The 22,604-nt window shown below is 72.8% G+C and carries 14 protein-coding genes; 9 read left to right on the top strand and 5 right to left on the bottom strand.

Going from position 1 to position 22,604, the window contains the following annotated elements; all coding sequences use genetic code 11:
* Window positions 1–199 precede the first annotated feature (199 nt).
* The 4 genes from ACFYYH_RS11935 (at window position 200) to ACFYYH_RS11920 (ending at window position 9,349) form a co-directional block, all read left to right on the top strand.
* Window positions 200–3,502, top strand: coding sequence for a protein kinase (locus tag ACFYYH_RS11935; RefSeq protein WP_388549199.1), 3,303 nt, complete (start codon window positions 200–202; stop codon window positions 3,500–3,502).
* A 269-nt stretch (window positions 3,503–3,771) separates the two neighbouring features.
* Window positions 3,772–5,490 (top strand): protein kinase, encoded by a 1,719-nt coding sequence (locus ACFYYH_RS11930; RefSeq protein WP_388549687.1) that lies wholly within the window; start codon window positions 3,772–3,774, stop codon window positions 5,488–5,490.
* A gap of 189 nt (window positions 5,491–5,679) precedes the next feature.
* A complete protein-coding gene (locus ACFYYH_RS11925; RefSeq protein ID WP_388549196.1) occupies window positions 5,680–7,350 on the top strand; it encodes a succinic semialdehyde dehydrogenase in 1,671 nt (556 codons plus the stop codon).
* 205 nt (window positions 7,351–7,555) lie between these two features.
* On the top strand, window positions 7,556–9,349 hold the full coding sequence (locus ACFYYH_RS11920; RefSeq protein WP_388549684.1) for an FAD-dependent oxidoreductase: 1,794 nt from the start codon (window positions 7,556–7,558) through the stop codon (window positions 9,347–9,349).
* Between the two features lie 834 nt (window positions 9,350–10,183).
* On the opposite strand, the gene ACFYYH_RS11915 is transcribed toward ACFYYH_RS11920, so the two are convergent.
* Window positions 10,184–10,639 (bottom strand): chorismate mutase, encoded by a 456-nt coding sequence (locus ACFYYH_RS11915; protein ID WP_388549194.1) that lies wholly within the window; start codon window positions 10,637–10,639, stop codon window positions 10,184–10,186.
* A 337-nt stretch (window positions 10,640–10,976) separates the two neighbouring features.
* Between ACFYYH_RS11915 and guaA the strand changes: the two genes are divergently transcribed.
* The 3 genes from guaA (at window position 10,977) to ACFYYH_RS11900 (ending at window position 15,013) form a co-directional block, all read left to right on the top strand.
* Entirely contained in the window at window positions 10,977–12,560 is a 1,584-nt protein-coding gene (gene guaA / locus ACFYYH_RS11910) for a glutamine-hydrolyzing GMP synthase (protein WP_388549192.1), read from the top strand.
* Window positions 12,561–12,914: 354 nt separating this feature from the next.
* Window positions 12,915–14,135, top strand: a complete 1,221-nt coding sequence (locus tag ACFYYH_RS11905; RefSeq protein WP_388549682.1) for a hypothetical protein — start codon at window positions 12,915–12,917, stop codon at window positions 14,133–14,135.
* Window positions 14,136–14,494: 359 nt separating this feature from the next.
* Window positions 14,495–15,013, top strand: coding sequence for a DoxX family protein (locus ACFYYH_RS11900; protein ID WP_388549190.1), 519 nt, complete (start codon window positions 14,495–14,497; stop codon window positions 15,011–15,013).
* Between the two features lie 156 nt (window positions 15,014–15,169).
* On the opposite strand, the gene ACFYYH_RS11895 is transcribed toward ACFYYH_RS11900, so the two are convergent.
* Window positions 15,170–16,516 carry a PspC domain-containing protein gene (locus ACFYYH_RS11895; RefSeq protein WP_388549188.1) on the bottom strand — a complete coding sequence of 449 codons (1,347 nt, stop codon included), beginning with the start codon at window positions 16,514–16,516 and terminating at the stop codon, window positions 15,170–15,172.
* Between the two features lie 304 nt (window positions 16,517–16,820).
* On the opposite strand from ACFYYH_RS11895, the gene ACFYYH_RS11890 reads away from it, so the two are divergent.
* Window positions 16,821–18,125 carry a PspC domain-containing protein gene (locus tag ACFYYH_RS11890; RefSeq protein WP_388549186.1) on the top strand — a complete coding sequence of 435 codons (1,305 nt, stop codon included), beginning with the start codon at window positions 16,821–16,823 and terminating at the stop codon, window positions 18,123–18,125.
* A 40-nt stretch (window positions 18,126–18,165) separates the two neighbouring features.
* Window positions 18,166–18,891, top strand: a complete 726-nt coding sequence (locus ACFYYH_RS11885; RefSeq protein WP_388549184.1) for a LuxR C-terminal-related transcriptional regulator — start codon at window positions 18,166–18,168, stop codon at window positions 18,889–18,891.
* 72 nt (window positions 18,892–18,963) lie between these two features.
* Here ACFYYH_RS11885 and ACFYYH_RS11880 read toward each other — a convergent pair whose 3' ends face one another.
* The 3 genes from ACFYYH_RS11880 to ACFYYH_RS11870 all read right to left on the bottom strand — a co-directional run bounded on the left by ACFYYH_RS11880 (window position 18,964) and on the right by ACFYYH_RS11870 (window position 22,384).
* The gene (locus tag ACFYYH_RS11880) at window positions 18,964–19,341 is read right to left on the bottom strand and encodes a hypothetical protein (protein ID WP_388549182.1); all 378 of its coding nucleotides are present in this window, start codon (window positions 19,339–19,341) and stop codon (window positions 18,964–18,966) included.
* A gap of 178 nt (window positions 19,342–19,519) precedes the next feature.
* On the bottom strand, window positions 19,520–20,590 hold the full coding sequence (locus tag ACFYYH_RS11875) for an NlpC/P60 family protein (protein ID WP_388549180.1): 1,071 nt from the start codon (window positions 20,588–20,590) through the stop codon (window positions 19,520–19,522).
* 576 nt (window positions 20,591–21,166) lie between these two features.
* Window positions 21,167–22,384, bottom strand: a complete 1,218-nt coding sequence (locus tag ACFYYH_RS11870) for an NlpC/P60 family protein (RefSeq protein WP_388549178.1) — start codon at window positions 22,382–22,384, stop codon at window positions 21,167–21,169.
* Window positions 22,385–22,604: the final 220 nt, after the last annotated feature.

Here is a 22,604-nt window from a genome sequence, read left to right as displayed (position 1 = left end):
GCCGCCGGGTGATCGGCTCCGCGCCACGGATGTAAACGTTCCGCACCGGGTTGCCCCGACCCTGCGGCATGTTGGGCTGCCGCCACGTATCGTGAGAGGCGGCGAACCGTACGCATCCACAATGAGCCGGTAAACGACCGGAATTGGCGGTTTCGCGAGTCTCCGGGACCGGGAGACGGCGTGTGTGTGGGGAGGCGTTGTGGACGACTACGCGGGGCGGGTGCTGGCCGACCGCTATCGCCTGCCGTTGCCGCCGTCCGACGAGTACGAACTCGTCGAGACCCGGGCGTTCGACACGTACAGCGGGCAGGAAGTCCTCGTCAGACAGGTGCCGTTGCCGGAGGTCGTGGAGGCGGAGGTCGTCGACGCGGAAGGGGCCGCCGCGCCCCGGCGTGTCCCCGGGCGCGCGCCGCGCAAGGCCACCGACCCGGCGGTGCGGCGGGCCATAGAGGCCGCGCAGAGCGCCGCGCAGATCCCCGACCACCCCCGGCTCGACCAGGTCTTCGACGTGTTCGCGGACGGCGGCTCGCTGTGGATAGTCAGTGAACTCGTCGCCGCCAGACCGCTGGCCGCGCTGCTCGCCGAGAAGCCGCTCAATCCGTTCCGGGCGGCGGAGATCGCCTCCGATGTGCTCACCGCCGTGCGGGTGCTGCACGCGCACGGCTGGACCCACCGCAACATCACGGTCCGTACGGTGCTCGTCTGCGACGACGGCCGGGTCGTGCTGACCGGGCTCGCGGCGGGCGCGGCGGAAGAGGCACTGTGCGGATACGCGCCGGTCCCCGAGCCCCCGGAGCAGCGCGGGTCCGACGAGCAGCCGGCACACGAGAGGGAGCTGGGCTCCGACGGGCGGCCGGGCGCCGAGCGGCAGTTGGGCACCGACGAGACCTCCGGTACGCACCGGCTCGGCGCCGACCCCGGGTTTGGCGCCGCCGGACAGCTCGGACAGCGAGAGGGGTTCGCGGCGCAGCCGGAGGCGCCGGCGGGACGTGAGACACCCGGGCTGCCGTACGACCCCGGGCCGACCGCGGGGGTGCCCGGAGCGCCGGGCCGTGCCGCGCTGGGCACCGGCCGGACCGCCGAGAGCCCGTACGACGACGGCACCTCGTCCGGTACGTCCGGCGCGATGCCGCGTCCGCACACCGGTACACCGGGGATTCCCGCGCCGTACGGCGGACGCGCCGCGCTGCCCGGCGGGACGGCCTCCGGGGACATCAGGGCCGCGCGCGCCGGTGCCATCGCGGCGTACCGCGCGGGAGCACGCGCCGCCGCGCGCGCCAGCGAGGACCAGCGCGCCGCCGGACAGGGCGGGCCCGTGGTGCCGCCGCTGCCCGAGTCCCCCGGCGGTACGGGCCCGCAGGACCCGCCGCAGGGCGCCAGCCCCGATCCCGACTGGTGGGCCCAGCCCCGCGCGTCCGAGGAGACGGACGCCGACGAGGACGACGACCCGCGGACGCCCCGCCGCGCCGAACTGGCCGGCACCTGGCGCGACGGCCCGGCCCCCTGGAACGACGCCTCCGGCTCCGTCCCGGCGGGCGGGAGCCCGTACGGCCCGGACTCGGCGGGCCCCTTCGCGGGCGGTACGTCCGGCATCCCCGTCGGGGAGAGCGGCACGGGCGGTACGGGCACCGGTGGCGCGAGCGGCGTGGGCGGTACAAGCGGTCCGGGCGGCCCAGGTGGTGCGGGCGGCGCGGGCAGCGCGCCCGGCGGCGGCCGGAAGCAGACCGGAGCGCCCGGCGCGGGCGGCCCGGCGCCCGCGCGCGGTGGTGCGCCCGCGCTGCCGCCCGGCGGAAGCCCGTACGGTCCGGCCGGGACCCCGGGGGGCGGTGAGGTCGTCAGGGCCCGGGGCGGGGACTCCCCGTACTCCGGGCCCGGCAGCGGTGGCGGCGGCTGGCCGTCGGGCGGTGCGAGCGACGCGCTGCGCGCCGACGCCCAGCGGGAGACCGCCCGGCTGCCCGCCGTGGCGGCCCGGAGCGCGGGCGCCGGGCGGTGGGACGACATCGTGGCGAGCGGGTCCGTGCCCGCCTACCGCGGCCCCGCCACCCCGCTCGCCGCGGAGCGCGCGCGGCAGGCGCGGATCGCGGTCGTCGGCGCGGTCACGGAGCGCTGGGCCCCCGAGCAGGCGGGCCCCGTGCACGAGAACTGGCAGCTCGCGCCGCCCATCGGCCCCGCCACCGACCTGTGGGCGCTCGGCGCGCTGCTGTACCGCGCGGTGCAGGGGCACGCCCCGTACCCCGAGGAGAGCGCCGTCGAGCTGGTCCAGCTCGTCTGCGCCGAGCCGCCCGCCTTCGCCGAGGAGTGCGGCCCGCTGCGCCCCGTCGTAGAGTCGCTGCTGCGTCAGGATCCCACCGAACGGCCGGACTTCGAGGAGCTGCGCGGCTGGCTGCGTTCGCTCATCCGGTCGGCGCCCGAGCCGGAGGCCGGGGTGGACGTCGTACCGGTACCGGCGGACGAGACTCGGCTGCCCATAGTGCGCCGGCGCGGTGAGCTGGTGCGCAGGCGCCGTGGACGCAAGGGCGACGCGGGACGCCACCGCCACAAGAAGGGCAAGGAACGCAAGGAGAAGGGCGGCAGGGGCGGTCCGGACGACCAGCGGCCGTATCCGTACGAGCAGCGGCCCGAGGCTCAGTACCAGCAGCCCCGTCCGCCCGCGCACCCGCAGGCACACGAGCCCGACGAGCCGTACGACGAGCGGCTGGACCGGCTGGAGCGCCGGTCGGACAGGTCCGAGCGGTACGAGCGCCATGAGCGGGAGGGGAGGAGCGGCGGCCGTGGCCCCCGTTCCCTGGGCCGTACGCTCCTGGTGCTGATACTGGTCCTGCTCGTGGCCGCCGTCGTGTATGCCGTGATGTTCATGCCCAAGTCCGGTACGGGGCAGGGGCAGAGCGTCGGCGAGGCGACCCCCGGCGCGTCCTCCGCGCCGCAGGTCCCGGACGACCAGGCTCCGGACGACCAGGCTCCGGACGACCAGGGTCCGGCCGAGGAGGAGCCCCCTCCCTCGGACACCGGGACGTCCGTCCCGCCGACGTCCGGTTCCGCCGTCGATCTCGCCGACGGATACGCCCTGCGCACGGACTCCGAGGGCTTCCGGATCGGGGTCGACAAGGACTGGCAGCGGCGGCCCATCAACGACAGCGGCCAAGTCCGCTACGAGGGCGGCGACTTCACCCTGATCGTCGTCCCGGGCCGGGACAGCGTGGCGGACAACGGCGACGATCCGCTGGCCTACCAGCGCGACACGGAGCGGGAGCTCCAGCCCTTCCGCGACTCGTCCTGGGCCACGTCCACCGGCGTGCGCCGGATAGACGTGGGCCGGCAGGCCATGGCGGAGGGGCAGTTCACCTGGCAGGACAGCAGCGGGCGGGATGTCTTCGTACGGAATCTGGCCATGATCGTCGGTGGCCGGTACCACATCATCCAGGTCATCGGCCCGGACAGTCAGCGCGACAAGGTCGACGAGATCTACCAACAGGCCACGACCGCCTACCAGGTCACCGGCTGAACGCTCCTGCCCGGGGCGCCGGCTCACCGGCCGGCGCCGCGGCGGGCGTTCCGCGTCACAGTGATGTCTCCGTGGGCGACCCGAGGTTCCGTGCGCGCGGGTCCCCTCCGTAACCTGTGATCCCAAGGAACGGGGCGGGGGACGTGGATCATTCACAGAGCACGGGCACGGGCGGCACGGGCACGGGCGGCGCGGGCACAGGCGCGGCCGCGGGGGCCGGCGCGGGTGCGGGTGCCGGCGCCGGTACGGGGGCCGGCACGGGCGCGGGGCTGCTCGCCGGACGCTACCGGCTCGGCGAGACCATCGGCGCGGGCGGCATGGGCAAGGTGTGGCGCGCGCACGACGAGGTGCTGCACCGGACCGTCGCCGTCAAGGAGTTGACGGCCGGGCGCTATGCCTCCGAGGCCGACCGCGCCGTACTGCACCAGCGCACCCAGAAGGAGGCGCGCGCCGCGGCCCGTATCACCCATCCCGGCGTCGTCACGGTCCACGATGTCCTCGACCACGACGACCGGCCGTGGATCGTCATGCAGTACGTGGACGGCCCCTCGCTCGCCGACACGGTGAAGGAGTCGGGCCGGGTCGACTTCCGTGAGGCCGCCAGGATAGGGATCGAGGTGCTGAGCGCCCTGGGCGCCGCCCATGCCGCCGGGGTGCTGCACCGCGATGTGAAGCCGGGCAATGTGCTGCTCGCACGCGACGGCCGGGTACTGCTCACGGACTTCGGCATCGCGGCGATCGAGGGCGATTCCAGCCTCACCAGGACCGGTGAACTCGTCGGGTCCATCGACTATCTGGCACCCGAACGGGTACGGGGCAGCGACCCCGGCCCCGCCTCCGACCTCTGGTCGCTGGGCGCGACGCTCTACACGGCGGTCGAGGGCAGCTCACCGTTCCGCCGCACCTCGCCCCTCTCCACGATGCAGGCCGTGGTCACGGACGAGCCGGTCCACCCGGGGCACGCCGGGCCGCTGGCCCCCGTGATAGCCGCGCTGCTGTGCAAGGACCCGGCCGGGCGGCCCGGGGCGGCCGGGACCGAGCGGATGCTGCGCGCGGTGCTGGAGGGACGCGCGTCCGACGAGGCGCGGACCCGGGTCGTCCCGTACGGTGAACGGCCGTCGGCCACCACGCCGCCGCCGTACACCGCGACGGCCGTGTCTTCGCCCGTGCCCGGACCCGTGCCCGGCCCCGCACCCGCGTTCGTATCCGCGCCGGCGGCCGTGCCCGCGCCCGGGTCGGCTCCCGCCACCGTCGTCGGCACCCCGCCCGCGAGCGCGGGGAACGGCCGCCGTGGCCGGTGGCGTACGACGGTCGTGGCCGTCGTCGTCGCTGCGGTCCTCGGCGGTGGCGCCGGATACGCCGCCCTGAAGTACTCCGGGAACGGCGACGGCAAGGACGAGGGCGCGCAGAGCGCGGGGATCACCGGCGGCCGGTCGGCGAGCGCCGGTACGGGAGAGAGCGACGGCACCCAGGGGACCGGGGACACGCAGGAGATCGGCGGCGCGCCGGAGGACAGCGCCTCCATAACCGAGGGGTGGGTGCGCGTCGAGGCTCCCGAGGGCTTCAGCCTCAGCGTTCCGCCGGGATGGGAGCGTCAGATGGACGGCGACCAGATCGACTTCACCCCCGACAACGGCCGCCATCTGATCCGGATCAGCGTCGGTCCGCCCGAGTTCGAGAACCCGTATCTGCACATGCTGAGCATGGAGAAAGCCCTCCAGCGGCTGCCGGAGTACGCGCGGGTCAAGCTGGCGCCGAACACCTTCCGCGGTCAGACGCAGGCGGCCCTCTGGGAGTTCACCTGGACCGAGGAGAAGGGGCAGTCGGGGGAGCGGCACGCGATCGACCAGATCTACTACTCGGACGACAACAGCACCGAGTACGCGATCTACATGTCCGGTCCCGAGGAGGACTGGAGGACGACGCGCAAGCAGTTCGACGCCGTACTCCAGAGCTGGCAGCCGCCGCCCGGAGTCTCCGGCCGGTGACCGCGGGGGCCGGTCACGGCTCTGTACCCGCTCGGCTGCCACGGTGGCGACCGCGACCGCTCTTCGCAAGGATGTGCGCATGACCGACAACATGACCGACAAGGGGGGCGTCGGCGTGACGCCGGGCGGCCGGTGAAAGGTGTTACCGACGGGTATCCAAAGCCTCGGATGCGGCCTACCCTCGGCCTCATGACGGACTCGCAGGCCTCCGCCGCCACCCCCGGTCCTGGCGCCACCCCCGGTCCCGGTGCGGATGCCGCCCCCGGCCCGGACGTCCGCACCAACCCCGTGGCCGCCGCCCCGGCCGGTGCGCGCACCGCGGCCGATGTGGTCACGCCCGAGGTGGTCGCCCAGCTCACGCACGGCGTCATCGGGTCCGGCCGTACCGCCGGCCACAGCCCCTTCACCGGTCAGAAGCTCGCGGACCTGCCCGAGTCGACGCCCGAGGACGTCGCGGCCGCCTTCGAACGGGCCCGTTCCGCGCAGCCCGTCTGGGCCGCCCTCCCGGTGCGGCAGCGGGCCGCCGTACTGCTCCGCTTCCACGATCTCGTCCTGGAACGCCAGGCCGAGGTCCTGGACCTCATCCAGCTCGAAACCGGCAAGGCCCGGCTGCACGCCCATGAGGAGGTCCAGGCCGTCGCCGTCGCCGCCCGCCACTACGGGCGCACGGCACGGTCGTATCTGCGGCCGAAGCGCCACATCGGCGCCGTACCGGCCCTGACCAAGGTCACCGAACTGCGCCGGCCGCGCGGGGTCGTCGGGCAGATCGCCCCCTGGAACTACCCCTTGGAACTGTCCGCCGGGGACGCCCTGCCCGCGTTCGTGGCGGGCAACGCCGTGGTGATGAAGCCCGACACCGGAACGGCGCTCACCGCGCTCTGGGCACGCGATCTGCTGATCGAGGCCGGACTGCCGGCCGAGGTCTTCCAGGTGGTCCTGGGCGAGGGCCCGGTCGTCGGCCCGGAGGTGGTGAGACACGCCGACTACGTCTCGTTCACCGGCTCCACCCGCACCGGCCGTGAGGTCGCCCGGGGCGCGGCGGACCGTCTCGTCGGTGTCTCGCTCGAACTGGGCGGCAAGAACGCCATGCTGGTCCTGAGGGACGCGGATGTGGAGAAGGCGGCGGCGGGCGCGGTCCGTGCCTGCTTCTCCTCCGCGGGGCAGCTCTGCGTCTCCATCGAGCGGTTGTACGTCCATGAGTCGGTGGCCGACGCGTTCGTGGCGCGGTTCGCCGCCCGTACGAAGGCGATGCGGCTCGGCAACTCCCTCGCCTACGGGGCGGACATGGGCTCGCTCGTCGGTGAGCGCCAGTTCACCACGGTCACCCGCCATGTCGAGGAGGCCGTCGCCAAGGGCGCCACGGTCGTCGCGGGCGGGGTCGCGCGCCCCGACATCGGGCCGTTCTTCTACGAGCCGACCATCCTCGAAGGTGTCGAGGCGCCGATGGCGGTGTGCACGGAGGAGACGTTCGGACCGGTCGTGTCCGTCTACCGGTTCGATGACGAGGACGAGGTGATCCGCCTCGCCAACGCCACACCGTACGGCCTCAACGCCAGCGTGTGGACGAAGGACGCGGGACGCGGACACGCGGTGGCGGCCCGGCTGCGGACGGGCACGGTCAACATCAACGAGGGGTACGCGTCGGCGTACGGCAGCGTGCGGTCGCCGATGGGCGGCATGAAGGACTCCGGGCTGGGCCGGCGGCACGGCTCCGAGGGCATCCTCAAGTACACCGAGGCCCAGACCGTCGCGCAGCAGCGGATCATGCCCATCGCCCCGTCCTTCGGGATGGACGACGAGAAGTACGCCGCCTTCATGAGCCGCGGTCTGCGGGCCATGAAGGCGTTGCGGCTGCGGTAGTGCCCGAGGAGGAGAGCCGGTGTCACAGAACAGCCATGCCCGGAATCAGGGTGACGCGGGGGACCGGGGGGACGCACGGCGGGAACCGGCCCCCGACGGCCACGACCACGGCTACGGGTGCGACCACGGCCACGACCACGGCTACGGGTGCGACTGCGACTGCGACCACGACCACGGGTGCGACTACGACTACGACTACGACGTGATCGTGGTCGGCTCGGGTTTCGGCGGCTCGGTCTCCGCGCTGCGGCTGACCGAGAAGGGATACCGCGTCGGCGTCCTGGAGGCGGGCCGCCGCTTCACCCGCGAGACCCTCCCCAGGAACTCGTGGGACCTCAGGAACTACCTCTGGGCCCCGGCCCTCGGGCTCTACGGCATCCAGCGCGTCCATCTGCTCGGCAATGTGATGGTGCTGGCGGGCGCCGGGGTCGGCGGCGGCTCGCTCAACTACGCCAACACCCTGTACGTACCGCCCGCCGCCTTCTTCGACGATCCCCAGTGGGCGGCCATCACCGACTGGGAGCGGGAGCTGAGGCCGTACTACGAGCAGGCCCGGCGGATGCTCGGGGTACGGCTCAATCCGACCATGACCCCCTCGGACGTCCATCTCAGGGCGGCGGCCGAGGCGATGGGCGTCGGTGACAGCTTCCATCCGGCGCCGGTCGGCGTCTTCTTCGGGGACGGCGCGGACGCCGACGGCACGGCGAGGGCCGAACCGGGGGCGGCCGTGGACGATCCGTACTTCGGCGGGGCCGGCCCGTCGCGCACGGCCTGCACCGAGTGCGGCGAGTGCATGACGGGATGCCGGCACGGCGCGAAGAACACCCTCAACGAGAACTATCTGTATCTCGCCGAGCGGGCCGGGGCGGTCATCCACCCGATGACCTCGGTGATCGCCGTGGAGGAGGAGAGCGCGGGCGGCTTCCGCGTGACCACCGTCCCGACGGACGCGCGCGGCAGGGGCCGCCGACGGCGCCGTACGACGACCCTGCGCGCCCGCCGGGTCGTGATCGCGGCGGGCACCTACGGCACCCAGACCCTGCTGCACACCATGCGGGACCGGGGGCTGCTGCCACGGATCTCGGCGCGGCTGGGCGAGCTGACCCGTACCAACTCCGAGGCGCTGGTGGGCGCGCAGACCGACGACCGGCGCTACCGCGCGCGGCACGGCACCGCGAAGGCCGACTTCACGCGGGGTGTCGCCATCACGTCCTCGATCCATCCGAACGGTTCGACGCATATCGAGCCGGTGCGGTACGGCAAGGGCTCCAACGCGATGGGCGCGCTGTCCATCCTCCAGGTGCCGCCGAGCGACCGCCGCGTACGGGCCTGGCTCGGGAGCGCCGCCAGACACCCCCTGCTGCTGCTCCGTTCCCTCTCCAACCGCCGCTGGTCGGAGCGGACCATCATCGGCCTCGTCATGCAGTCGCTGGACAACTCGCTGACGACCTACCGCAGAACGGGCGGCCCGGGGAAGGGCCTGCTCACCGCCCGCCAGGGGCACGGCGCCCCCAACCCGAAGCAGATCCCCGAGGCGACGCGGGCCGCGACGCTCATCGCCGAGGAGATCAACGGCTTCCCCGGCAGCAATGTGGGCGAGCTGATGGGCACACCGCTGACCGCGCACTTCCTGGGCGGGTGTGTGATCGGCGCGTCGGCCGAGGAGGGCGTGATCGACCCGTACCACCGGCTGTACGGACACCCCGGCATCTCGGTGGTGGACGGCTCGGCGGTCTCGGCGAACCTCGGTGTGAACCCGTCCCTGACGATCACGGCCCAGGCGGAGCGCGCGATGTCCTTCTGGCCGAACAAGGGTGAGCAGGACCCCCGGCCCGAGCAGGGCGCGGGCCCCGCGTATGCGCCGGTCGCCCCGGTCGGACCGGTGTCCCCGGCGGTCCCTCCGGAGGCGTTCGGCGCGCTGAGACTGCCGTTCCTGGGCCTGCCGGTGGTCCCGCCGAAGGAGTCCCCCGCAGCGGACACCCGAGCCGCGGAGGCGTGAGCCCGAGGCGGAGAGGCTTTGGGACGTGGACGCGCCAGAGGCGCTGCACCCCCCTCCGAGTGCAGCGCCCCTGGCGTGTATGCGGGCCGTACGCGGGTTACGCGGTGGCGTCAACCCCGACGGCGCTCCCGCGGCGCCGAGAACAGCGCCTCGGGAGCGATGACGGCGGTCGCGGCGGCGACGGCCATGGCGCGGCGCGGTTTCATGAAGACCTCGGCGAAGTCCGGCGCACCGCGCGGACGCGGTACGGAGTCATGGGGCCTTTCCCAGCGTGACGTTCCCAGGTGAGGCCGTTCATTACGCAAGCAAGACCCGCGACATGGGGGGAAGGTTGCGGCCGACTTCACAGAATCTTTAAGTGTCCTGCGTCACATGCGCGAGGTCACATGCGCGAGGTCACATGCGCGAGGCCCGTACGGCGTCCCGCGTCGGAGCGGGCGCGCGGCCGTGCGTACGCGGATACAGCTGTACGTACTGCCGTGCGTACGGCAGTACGTACAGCCGTACGCACGAAAGCTACGGAGCGTCATGGAGCGTCATCGGGAGCGGGGACGCTCGCCGGAGCGGCCGGTCCGGGCGTCCCCGGAGCCGGCCGCCGCTGGGTGACCGGGCTGCTGTCCCCTGCCTACCGGTCACGAGCGCCGGGGCGAGGTCCCACGACGTATCTGCGGTACGTCGCACGCCCCGGCGGTGGCCACGCGTGGTTCTCATCCATCTCTGCGAGCCCGCCCCTGGGTGACACGGACGCCTGGTCCAACGAAGCCCCGTCGGGGCCGGTCACGCGCCGTACGGGTGAGAGCGGTGCCCGAACTCAGATACGGCCCCGGCTCAGCCTCAGACACGGCCCCGGCTCAGCTCCAGCAGGGTCATCGCCAGCGCCGTACCGGGCCTGCCGAGGGCCTCCCGGTAGCGGCCGAGGATCTCCATCTCGCGGGAGAGGCTGACCCGCCGTCCGCCGGAGGTGATCCGCGCCTCCTGGATGACGGCCGAGACGGCCATCCGTTCCTGGACGAGACCGATGATCCGGTCGTCCAGCGTGTCGATGCGGGTCCGCGCGTCACCGATCAGCGCGGCGGCCTCGCCCGTACGCGCGCCCGTGGTTCCGGTGTCCACCGGTGCGGTGGGTGCGGTGGGTGCGGTGGTGGCGGCGGTCGTCACCGTGCCGGTGCCGGTGCCGGTGCCGGTGCCGGTGCCGGCGGTGGCGGTGGCGGTGGCGGTGGTGGTGGTGGTGGTGGGGGTTGCGGTGGCCGTGTCGGCGGACGAGTCGCCGGTGGTCGGGTCGGTCTTCATCTCGGGTTCCTTGTCGGGGAGTGCGGTGCGCCCCGGAGGTCGTAGGGCCCCGAACGCGACAGGCGCCCCGGGCCTTGTCGGCCCGGGGCGCCTGGGAAGTCGCGTGTCAGCTCACGCGGCACGACCATGGCAGCCGGACGGGCCGGTGCCATAGGTAAAGACGAAGGTCTGCTGCGCGCGCATGCGGACAGTATGGACCCGGCGGCCCCACCCGGGTCGAAGCGGGCCGCATGCTGAGACATATCGGGAGACATATCGGCGGCCCCGGGCCGTCGTCGCTCCCCGTTAGAATCGACATCACCAGATCCCACGCAAGTCACCGCCGGAAGGCCGCCCCGTGCCAGCAGCGCCCCCCGCCGCCCCCGACGTCGTCCTCGTCGTCGACTTCGGCGCGCAGTACGCCCAGCTCATCGCCCGACGCGTCCGCGAGGCCCGGGTCTACAGCGAGATCGTTCCGTCCACGATGCCCGTGGCCGAGATGCTGGCGAAGAAGCCCAGGGCGATCATCCTCTCCGGCGGCCCCTCCTCCGTCTACGCGGAGAAGGCGCCCAGCGTCGACCGCGCGCTCTTCGAGGCCGGCGTTCCCGTCTTCGGTATGTGCTACGGCTTCCAGCTCATGGCGACCGCGCTCGGCGGGACCGTCGACAACACGGGGGCGCGCGAGTACGGCCGTACGCCGCTGCATGTCTCCAAGACCGGTTCCACCCTCTTCGAGGGCACCCCCGCCGAGCAGGCGGTCTGGATGTCGCACGGGGACGCCTGTTCCGCGGCGCCCGCCGGGTTCACCGTCACCGCCTCCACGGCCGTCGTGCCCGTCGCCGCCTTCGAGAACGACGAGAAGAAGCTGTACGGGGTCCAGCACCACCCCGAGGTGATGCACTCCACCTACGGCCAGCAGGTCCTGGAGCACTTCCTCTACCGGGGCGCCGGTATCGAGCCCACCTGGACCACGGCCAATGTGCTGGACGAGCAGATCGCCCTCGTCCGTGAGCGGGTCGGCACCAAGCGAGCCATCTGCGGTCTGTCGGGCGGCGTGGACTCGGCCGTGGCCGCCGCGCTGGTCCAGCGGGCCATCGGTGACCAGCTCACCTGCGTGTATGTCGACCACGGCCTGATGCGCAAGGGCGAGACCGAGCAGGTCGAGAAGGACTTCGTCGCCGCCACGGGTGTGCAGCTCAAGGTCGTCGACGCGCAGGAGCGCTTCCTCGCCGCGCTGGCCGGGGTCTCCGACCCCGAGCAGAAGCGCAAGATCATCGGCCGGGAGTTCATCCGGGTCTTCGAACAGGCCCAGGCCGAGATCGTCGCCGAGGCGGGCGCGGAGGGCGAGGACGTCGCCTTCCTCGTGCAGGGCACGCTCTACCCGGACGTCGTCGAGTCTGGCGGCGGCACCGGCACCGCCAACATCAAGTCCCACCACAATGTCGGCGGGCTCCCCGACGACATCGAGTTCGAACTCGTCGAGCCGCTGCGTCAGCTCTTCAAGGACGAGGTCCGGATGGTCGGCCAGGAACTGGGCCTGCCGGACGAGATCGTCCACCGCCAGCCCTTCCCCGGCCCCGGCCTCGGTATCCGTATCGTCGGCGAGGTCACGCGCGAGCGTCTCGACCTGCTGCGGGAGGCGGACGCGATCGCCCGCGAGGAACTGACCGCGGCCGGTCTCGACCGTGAGATCTGGCAGTGCCCGGTGGTCCTGCTCGCGGACGTACGGTCCGTCGGTGTCCAGGGCGACGGACGGTCGTACGGTCATCCGATCGTGCTGCGTCCCGTCTCGTCCGAGGACGCGATGACGGCGGACTGGACCCGCATGCCGTACGACGTCCTGGCCAGGATCTCCACGCGGATCACCAACGAGGTCGCGGAGGTGAACCGCGTGGTCCTCGATGTGACGAGCAAGCCGCCGGGCACCATCGAGTGGGAGTGACCGCGGACGGGGAGTGAGCCCCCGGCGGGGAATGAGCACGGCGGGGAGTGAGCGCGGCTGGGCCATGGGTCCCGGCGGCGGGGACGGGTCCGGACGGCGGGGGACGAGCTCGGACGGCGGCGGAGATCGCGTCCGGACGGCGGCGGAGATCGCGTCCGGGGTGCGCGTCCGGGCCGGTGAGTCAACACCGTAACCGTGTTCTCACCCGTGGCGACCGGGCCGACCGCGCGCGTACCTCACCGAGTACGGCACAATTCCCAGGCGTAGCAAGGAAGTTCGTGGGCGGGGCGGGGAAGGCGGGCATTCGGCGTGGCGGTGCAAGTGGCGAGAGAGGGCGCGCACGGCGGGGGCTGTATGTGCGGCGACTGCCCGCACGGTGCGCGCGAGGGGCACCGGCGGGCCGTGGCCGCGTTCCTGGAGAAGCGGGACGAACTGGCCGCCGGACAAGGGCTGCCCGCCGCGGTCGCGCACTCGGCGGGAGCCTCCCGGCAGTGGGTGTCGGACGAACTCACCCAGTCCGCGCGCGCGGTGGCCGATCGCAGCCGTGAGGCGGGCGAGGCCTGGCTCTACACCGTCTGGCGGCACACGCTGCTGGTGGTGTGGGGCGCCGTCGTGGCGCTCGCGCTGGCACAGACCGCGACCGCGATCGGGGCCGGCTGGAGCGCCGCCCGTACGGCCGGACTGGTCGCCGCCGTGGTCGTCGCGGGACTGCTGACCGTCGCGGCGCGACTCCACCGGGCCCGTGGCGGACTGCTCGCGCCGCTGATCGGTGAGGACAACCGGCTGTCGACCTCCCGGACCGTCGCCTCCGCCTGGGTGCTGTTCGTCGTCTTCTCGGTGCTCGTGCTGGCCCTTCAGCTCGCGGGTGCCTCCGGCCACGGCCGGCGCGACGAGCTGATCGCCGGGCTCGATCTCGCCCGGGGCGCGGGCATGGTGACCGTCCTGGCCGTGGTGTGCGGTATCGCCGTCGTCGTCCGGGGTGTGGTGTCCGTACGCGTCCTGGCCCAGCGGCTCCAGAAGGTACGGGCAGAGCGCCCCCGGCCGGCCGATCTCCTCTGCGACGACGGCGGGCGCGGCAGCTTCACCGATGTGCAGTACACGGTGGTCAATGTCGTCGCCCTGCTCTTCGCGGGTGTCCGGCTGGCCCGGCGGCCCGAGCAACTGCCCGATCTGCCCTGGGCGCTCGCCCTGCTGGTCGCCGTCTCCGCCGCCACCTACTTCGCCGGAAAATACGCGGAGGGCGGTCGGCCCCTCGTTCTGTCGGTGGTGCGCGCCAGGGAGGCGGGCGATCTGGACGCCCCCATCCGTACCGGCGACGACATCGAGATCCGCGGTGCCGGTTTCGTACCGCCGGGCGCGGGCACCCCGGACCGGCTGGCCCGGATGGTCGTGCGGATCGGCTCCGTGCACGTCCATGTGCCGCTGGTGCCGGTCCCCGGAGGCTTCGCCAACCCTTCGGACACCGTCCTCACCGTGCCCGTACCGGTGGATGTGGAGCCGGGCTCCGTCGAGGTGCAGGTCGTGACCGCGGCGGGCGTGGAGACGAACCGCGTGATCGTCGAGGTCATGGACTGACTGTCCTGCCAGGGGGGCCGATGACCTCACCTCACCGCCTCCTTGCGTGATCGCCTCACCGCCTCACCGCCTCACCGCCTCACCGCTCGCCGCTCACCGCCCCCCCATGTCACCGCCCCCCCATGTCACCGCCTCCCCATGTCACCGCCTGAGCCATCACTGGATCTGATCGGTCGCGACAGCGACTGAACGTATCCCAGGCGCAGTTGTTCACATCCTTCACAGACATGGCCGGATTTCTGGCTCCGGCGGCTGGTTCACTGAGCGTCGTACGGGTCGTATCCGTATGTATGGGCAAAGGCATGCGGGAGCACTGGCTTTCGTGGCAGCGGCGTGGGACAGGGAGAGGCGGACCGGCGATGACGTATGGCTACCGGACGGACACCTACGGGCAGCTCGGCGGTGAGCGCGGCGGCTGGCGGGAGAACGCCACCCGCTACGCCCTGCTGCCGTTGCGGATCTTCCTCGGCGTCACCTTCATCTACGCGGGAATCGACAAACTGACCCAGGGCGGGTTCTTCGCGGCGACCGGCACGGGGTCCGTCGGCGAGCTGATGCGCGGGGTACGGGACAGCTCGGCCATCCCCGCACTGGTCGATCTCGCGCTCAAGAGCCCCTCGGGATTCGGGTACGCCATCGCCTTCGGCGAACTCGCCGTGGGCCTGGGCACCCTCTTCGGCGTGCTGGCCCGGCTCGCCGCGTTCGGCGGCGCCCTCATCTCGCTGAGCCTGTGGCTGACCGTGAGCTGGCAGAGCGACCCGTACTACTACGGCAACGACCTGGTCTATCTGATGGCGTGGCTGCCGCTGGTGCTCGCCGGTGCCCCGGTCTTCTCCCTCGACGCCCTCTGGGCCGGCCGGCGGCGGCGTATGACGTAATCCGCCGCCGACACGAAGGAGGCGAGGAGGAGACCGCCGAAGACCACCGGGAAGACGGTGTACCACGGGGTGTGCCAGGAGCCCGCCGCGTCCCCGGCGTACGCGACGGCCGCGCCCAGCACCGCCAGGCCCGCGATCAGCCGTCCGGGCCGGATCTCATGACGTGGCACGGGTCACCTCCACCTGGCCGAGGCCGACCTCCAGCGTGAGATCCAGGGTGCCGGCCGGGGCGGTGCCCGCTCCTGGTGTCAGCGTCCGCCGCCGCGACTGGTCCGGGGCGATGTCCACGTCGTTCGGCGGATCCCCGGGCAGCCGGACGTCCCCCAGCCCCGCCTGGGCCCGCAGCCTCACGGTCACTCCTCGCGGGACGACGACCTTGAGCTGTCCGGCGCCCACCTCGGCGGACGTGCTGACCGTCCGGCCCTCCGGCACGGCGAGCCCGGACAGGTCGAGGGTGCCGACGCCCGAGCCCAGCTCGTACCTCGGCTGTACGGCGGCGGCCGACGCGGGCGTCCAGTGCTGGCGGCCCCACTCCGTGGTGATGTTCTTCGGGACGGCCGACGCGGCCGCGAGCAGCCCCGCGGTGACGACCGTCAGAAAGATCGTGCCGACACCGGTACGGCCGACGAACGCACTGACCGCCAGACCGATACCGAAGGCCGCGAGCGCGCAGGCCAGACCTATCTCCAGACTCGTGCCGAACGGCCGGCTCTCCCACGACAGGCCCGTGCCGAGCCCGCCCGCCATCAGCGCGAGCAGCAGGACGCTGCCGCCGATCCCACGCCGTCCCGGGGGCCGTGACGGGCGCGGGGAGACGGGCGAGTGGTGCCACGACCGCTTCTGTCCGGCCCCGGTGTCCTCCGGGCCCCACAGATAGATCCCCACGCCCGGTCCCGTGGTGCCGTCCTTGACTATCGGGTCGCGCCACCACGAGTGGATGGCCGGAGTGGGCGGCGCCATCGTCTCCGGGGGTGCCTCCGCCACGGCCTGTGCCGTGGCCGGGCCGAGCGGTGAGCCGTCGGGCACGGCGGCACGGCGGCGCTGGGACCACACCGCCGAGCCCACGACGGCTATCGAGAGCATGGCGGCGAAGCCGAGGGTGCCGTCATTGCCCAGCATGGACAGGAACAGCCCGCAGCCGATCAGCGCCAGCAGCACCGCGATCAGCGAGGCACCGTCGACCCGTCCCGACAGCAGTCTGCGGGCCTCGTTCTCCTCCTCGCCGTCGAGCGGGATCAGCAGCCACGCGAAGCCGTAGAAGATCAGCCCTATACCGCCGGTGACCGTGAGCACCCCGACGACGATCCGGAAGATCACCGGATCCACGTCGCAGTACCGCCCCAGTCCGCCGCACACACCGGCGAACACCTTCTGCCGCGGGCTGCGGTGAAGATGCGGGGGCGCGGCGGGCGGCGGCGCGGAACCCGGGGCGGACGCGGAGGCGGACACCGGGGGCGGCGCGGCGGCCGACGCGGGGGGCGACGGGGCCGACGGCTGGGTCATAGGTCCATGGTGACGGTCCGTGTCCCGCGCCTCCAGCCACCCCGACCCTGGGCTCACCCTGATATTGGCCCGGGGCGGATCTCGGGGATCTTGGACGTTTGCGCTCCCGTGCCGCCCCGTGTGCTCCCGTGCCGCCCCCCTGCCGCTCCGGCACGGCGTCCCCTGCCGCTCCCGGCACGGCGTCCCCTGCCGCTCCGGCAGGGTGCCCCCTTGCCGCTCCGGCAGGGTCAGGGGCGGCATCAGGGTCGCGTCAGGGGTCCGACCCTGATGTCCCCCGGCACCCCGCCGTGTGACCATCGAAGGCATGCCAGCCGCCCCGCCCCGCCCCGCCGCGCCCTCCTCTCCCCGCGCCCCCGCGCCGGAGGAGCAGCCGGCGCGCAAGCTGTACCGCAGCGCGGACGGCCGTCTCCTCGGCGGTGTGGCGCGCGGTCTCGCCGGTCATCTCGGGCTGCCGGTCGTCTGGGTACGGCTCGTCTTCCTCGGCCTCTTCCTCTCCCAGGGCCTCGGCGCGCTGCTCTACGCCGTCTTCTGGATCGTCGTCCCGCTCGGCGTCGGCGGCACCGCGCTCCAGTCGTCGCGCTCCGTCTTCGAGATCAGCCCCGACGGCAGACGCCGGCTGCGCAAGCCCGACAAGGGCCAGGTGTTCGCGCTGATAGCCCTGGTGATCGGCGCGGGCGTCTTCGTCGGCAACATCAATTTCGGGCGCAGCCACGCCGACCGTTACATCTGGCCGGCGCTGCTGATCGGTGCCGGTGTCGTCCTGGTCTGGCGGCAGGCGGACAACGCACGCCGCGCCCGCTGGACCGAGGTCGGCCGGCGCCGGAGGCTGTTCCAGCTCGCCCGCACCCTCGCGGGAGTCGCCCTGGTCGGTCTGGGCCTCGCCGTCTTCATGGTGGTGCGCGGTGCGGCGGCCCAGCTCGGCAACGTACTGACCGGCGCCATCGCCGTCGTCGCCGGGGTCGCCCTGCTCGCCGGGCCCTGGCTCGTACGGATGACCCAGGACCTCTCCGAGGAACGTCTGATGCGCATCCGCGCCCAGGAACGTGCCGAGGTCGCCGCCCATGTCCATGACTCCGTGCTGCACACCCTCACCCTCATCCAGCGGAACGCCGACGAGGCGGGCGAGGTGCGCAGGCTCGCCCGCGCCCAGGAGCGTGAACTGCGCGCCTGGCTCTACAGGCCGGAGGGCCGGGGCAAGGACGAGGAGGACGAACCCGCCACGCTCGCCGAGGCGGTGAAAAGGACGGCGGCCGAGGTGGAGGACTACCACGGGGTGCCGATCGAGGTCGTGGTCGTCGGTGACTGCCCGCTCGACGAGAAACTGGCGGCGCAGATGCAGGCCGCACGCGAGGCGATGGTCAACGCCGCCAAGTACGGTGGCGAGGGGGGCGCGGTACAGGTCTTCGCGGAGGTGGAGGGCCGTACGGTCTTCCTCTCCGTACGGGACCGCGGCCCCGGGTTCGACCTGGACGCGGTGCCGGCCGACCGGATGGGCGTACGGGAGTCGATCATCGGCCGGATGCAGCGCAACGGCGGGACGGCCCGGCTGCGCTCGGTGCCGGGCGGCGGCACCGAGGTCGAGCTGGAGATGGAGCGGGCGGACGGATGACCCGTGGCCCGCGCGGTGACGAGGACGAGGGGCAGAGGCCATGAACGAGGGCGTACAGGCCGAGGGCGGTCCGGCGGACAGCGGCGCGAGCCCGGCCGGGGACGGCCGCCGGGTGCGGGTCGTGCTCGTCGACGACCACCGGATGTTCCGTACCGGCGTACAGGCGGAGATCGGCCGCACCGAACAGACGGGCGTCGAGGTCGTCGGTGAGGCGGCCGATGTGGACCAGGCGGTCACCGTGATCACGGCGACCCGCCCCGAGGTCGTGCTGCTCGATGTCCATCTGCCGGGCGGCGGCGGGGTGGAGGTGCTGCGCCGGTGCGCGCCGCTGATGGCCGCCGGGGAGAACCCGGTGCGCTTCCTGGCGCTGTCGGTCTCCGACGCCGCCGAGGACGTCATCGGAGTGATCAGGGGCGGCGCACGCGGCTATGTCACCAAGACGATCACCGGCACCGATCTGGTCGACTCGATCTTCCGGGTGCAGGAGGGCGACGCGGTCTTCTCACCCCGGCTGGCCGGGTTCGTCCTGGACGCCTTCGCGTCGACGGACGCGCCACCGGTGGACGAGGACCTGGACCGGCTCACCCAGCGGGAGCGCGAGGTGCTGCGGCTGATCGCCCGGGGGTACGCGTACAAGGAGATCGCCAAGCAGCTCTTCATCTCGGTGAAGACCGTGGAGTCGCATGTCTCGGCGGTCCTGAGGAAGCTCCAGCTCTCCAACCGGCATGAGCTGACCCGCTGGGCGACGGCGCGCAGGCTGGTCTGACGGGGCCGCCGCACGGCACACCCGCGCGACGTCAGTACACCTGCGGGACGGTCAGTACACCCGCGGGAACGGTCAGGAGCAGTGCCACTCGGTCACATATGTCGTGTCCCCGTGCTCCAGCAGGCCGCGGACGCACTCGCCCGGCGCAGTGTCGAGCGTGCCGCCCAGCTCGGCGCGGCCGTGCCGGGTGTGCTGGGTCCCGAACCAGCCGGGGAACGCGACGATCCGGTCGTCCTTGCGCTGATAGCCGAGGCGTACGGCGGTGCCCGGCCGGTCCGCGTGCTGGACGTACCACGTGGTGAACCGGCCCGCACCGCCGACGGGGCCCTCGATACAGAGCCGGCCGCCGGAGAGATCGCCGCAGCCCCTGGGCGTGACACCGACGGGGGCCAGGACGAAGAGCGCGCCGACGGTGAGGACGGACGCCCTGACGGCGGCGGTTCGTCTCACGGTTCGTCTCACGGCTCGTCTCACGGTTTCCCTTCCACGGCCGACGGCACACTGCTGCTCATCGTGGCGCGGGGAAGGGAACCGGGCACCCCGGCATGGTCCGTCCTGGTGACGCGGTGACGCGGTGACGCGGTGACGCGGGCCGGTCCGTCGGGCGGGTGGTCCGTCCTGGTTACGGTTACGCGGGCCGGGTGGCGCCCGCGAACGGCATCTGGCCGATCGGTGCCAGACGGACCGCCGAGCCGGGGCGCGGGGCGTGGATCATCTGCCCGCCGCCGACATAGATCCCGACATGGCTGACACCGGAGAAGAAGAACACGAGATCGCCGGGGGCGAGCCGGTCGCGTGTGACGCGCTGTCCCGCGTTGATCTGCGTGTACGTCGTACGGGGCAGGGAGACACCCGCGGCGCGCCAGGCCGCCTGGGTCAGCCCCGAGCAGTCGAAGGCGCCGGGTCCCGTCGCGCCCCAGACGTACGGCTTGCCGAGCGCCCCGTAGGCGAAGGCGACGGCCGTGGCCGCGCGGGCCCCCGGCGCCGTCGCCGCGCTCCCGGCCGCCCCGAGGCCGGTGCGTGCCGCGTACGCGCCGTCCTGGCGCCCCTCGGGCCCGCCCGCCGCGCCCGAGGCGTACTGGGCGCGCTCCGCGGCCGTCAGCCGGTCCAGCAGCCGCTGGGCGGAGTCGAGCTTCCCCTCGACGGTGGCCTTGTGCCGGGCGAGCTCCGACCGGCGGGCTTCGAACTCCCCGAGCCGGCTGTCGGCCCGGGTGCGGAGCTGGGCGATCGAGGCGAGTTCCTTGCGGATCCCGGTGACCATGGCGGCCTGACGGGCTCCCGCGCGCTCGGCCAGCCCGGCGCGTTCGAGGAAGTCGTCGGGCTTCGAGCTGAGGGCGAGCTGTACGGCGGGGTCGAGGCCGCCCGTGCGGTACTGGGCGGCGGCGATCGAGCCGAGTGCGTCGCGTGAGGCGTTGAGCAGGTCCGTTCTGCGGGTGGCCTCGTCCCGTAGCTCCGTCAGCGAGGCCCGTGCCGCCTCCGCCTTCTCCTTCGCCCCGTTGTACCGCTCCGTGGCCGCCTCGGCCTGCTCGTACAGCCCGTCGACGTCGGCCTTGATCTGCGCCGGGGTGAGCCGGGGATCGGTGTGCGCGGGAGCGGCCGAGGCGGCGGCGGTCGCGGCGCCGGCGATGGCGAGGGTGGCCGCGGTGCGGCCGGTCGGGCCGGTGAGCCGGCGCTGCTTGGGTTTTCGGTGCGCTGCCACGAGGGCGTCCACTTCCTTCGGTTCCCTGGGTCCGTACGGTCCCAGTGGTCCACGTGGACCACGTGGTCCAGGTGGTCCATGTCGTCCGTACGGTCCGGCGGTACGAGTCGGCCGCCTGGAGAGGGACGCTAGGGCGCAAGGTCACAGCTCGGTGTCGGCAGGCCGCTATTGGCCGGAGGTGACGTTTCCGCGGCGTTTTGTGACCGGGATGATCCCGGCGGAACCGTTCCCTTTCGGTCCGACCCGGTCGATTGGGAACAGCGCCCCCACCTCGCCTCGGGGAGCTGCTACGGGCCTCGTTAGGCTCCGGCCATGGACGTACTCATCAACGCCGTCGTCGCCCTGCACATCATCGGCATAGCGTCGCTGCTCGGCGGCAGGGCCTGTTCACCACGGTCGGCGGCCTGACCACGGCCAATATCTTCATCGCCACCCTCTGGACCTGACGGACGGACCGGTCGTCGACGGACCGGTCGTCCGTCCGTCAGGCCGGGCGGAAGATCCAGAGGGCGTGGCGTGGCGTGACGCTGCGCGGTGCGCGGTGCGGCGGTGCGGCGGTGCGCGGTGCGGTGTGTGTCAGGCGGGGCGGATGCTTCCGTAGATCGGCATGTAGTAGATCGACTCCTCACGGACGTTCGCGCCCGGCTTGGGGGCGTGGATCATCATCCCGTCACCGATGTAGATGCCGACATGGCTGATGTCGTCGTAGAAGAAGACCAGGTCTCCCGGGAGCAGATCCCCGGTCGCGACCCGGGTGCCCGCCTCGACCTGGTCCCAGGTGGTACGCGGCAGCGCCACACCCGCCTCCCGCCAGGCGGCCTGGGTCAGGCCCGAGCAGTCGTAGGAACTGGGGCCGGACGCGCCCCAGACGTACGGCTTGCCTATCTGCGCGCGTGCGAAGGCGAGCACCTTCGCGGCCTTCGTGGCATAGCCGCTGTCGGAGGAACCCGAGCCGGTGCCGGTGCCGGTGTCGGTGCCCGAGTCGGTGCCCGTTGCCGAGTCCGCCCCCGTGGCCGTTCCCGTGCCTGTGCCCGTCCCGGACGCCGGGGCCTGGGCCTCCTGCCGCTCGCGCTCGGCCTCCGCCTTCGCGCGGGCCTCCTCCTTGGCCTTGGCCTCCGCCTTCCGGCGGGCCTCCTCCTCCTTCTTGCGCTCCAGGGCCGCCAGCCGCTCCTGCTCCGCCGCGGTCAGTTGCGACAGCAGCGCGCGAGCGGTGTCGAGCTTCTTCTGTACGTTCTCCTTGCTGGTCCGCAGCGAGGCCTGCGACGCCGTGAGCGACTCCAGGCTCTCCGTCGCCTCGGCCCGCTCCTTCGCCGCCGCGGCCTGCTGCGCCTGGTAGTCGGCGAGGACTCCGCGCTGACGGTCCGCCAGCCGGTCCATCACCTGGTTCTGCTCGAAGTAGGCCTGCGGGCTGTCGGAGAAGAGCAGGGCCGCGGTCTGGGTGAGCCCGCCCTCGCGGTACTGCTCGGCCGCGAAGCTGCCGAGCGTACGGCGGGCCTCGTTCAGCTTGTCCGCGCGCTTGGCGACCTCGTCCAGCACCCGGCCGACCGAGCGCTTCTGCTTCTCGGTGGCCTCCTTGGCCTTGTTGTACTGCTGGGTCGCCCCACCGGCCTGGCGGTACAGGTCGTCGACCTTCTTCTGCACCTCTTCGACGGACGGCCTGGGCTCGGTGGGAGCGGCGTTCGCGCTCTGCGTCGAGAGCAGTGTGACCGAAGCGAGGGCGGCCGTCGTGATCCCGACGGCGGGGGAGTTGGTGCGTACTCCGCTACGGGTGCGCGACTTGCGATGCGACGCCAAGGCCAGCATCTCCTTCCGTCGAACTTCCTTATGGAATGTCCGATTTCGGCATAGGCGGCCCGCGCGGCGCGGGTCGCCTTCGGGGGTACGGGCTGCCTGACCGTGCACGCTAGCCAAAGTGTGGTCCTGATGTGAAGGACGATGGGCGATATGCCCGATACATTTCCGTGACCATTTGCTCATGCGACGAGGGAATGTCTCCGTGAAGGGCCGAACGGGG

The sequence above is a fragment of the Streptomyces sp. NPDC002018 genome (assembly GCF_042890865.1).
In the GTDB taxonomy this organism is placed as follows: domain Bacteria; phylum Actinomycetota; class Actinomycetes; order Streptomycetales; family Streptomycetaceae; genus Streptomyces.
Note: the sequence above shows the minus strand (reverse complement) of the source record. Positions and strands in the feature narration are given on the sequence as shown.

Coding starts and splice junctions, on each gene's coding strand:
- ACFYYH_RS11925 (WP_388549196.1), top strand. CDS start 5,680: ATGACGGACTCGCAGGCCTCCGCCGCCACCCCCGGTCCTGGCGCCACC.
- ACFYYH_RS11915 (WP_388549194.1), bottom strand. CDS start 10,639: ATGAAGACCGACCCGACCACCGGCGACTCGTCCGCCGACACGGCCACC.
- ACFYYH_RS11905 (WP_388549682.1), top strand. CDS start 12,915: ATGTGCGGCGACTGCCCGCACGGTGCGCGCGAGGGGCACCGGCGGGCC.
- ACFYYH_RS11900 (WP_388549190.1), top strand. CDS start 14,495: ATGACGTATGGCTACCGGACGGACACCTACGGGCAGCTCGGCGGTGAG.
- ACFYYH_RS11895 (WP_388549188.1), bottom strand. CDS start 16,516: ATGACCCAGCCGTCGGCCCCGTCGCCCCCCGCGTCGGCCGCCGCGCCG.
- ACFYYH_RS11890 (WP_388549186.1), top strand. CDS start 16,821: ATGCCAGCCGCCCCGCCCCGCCCCGCCGCGCCCTCCTCTCCCCGCGCC.
- ACFYYH_RS11885 (WP_388549184.1), top strand. CDS start 18,166: ATGAACGAGGGCGTACAGGCCGAGGGCGGTCCGGCGGACAGCGGCGCG.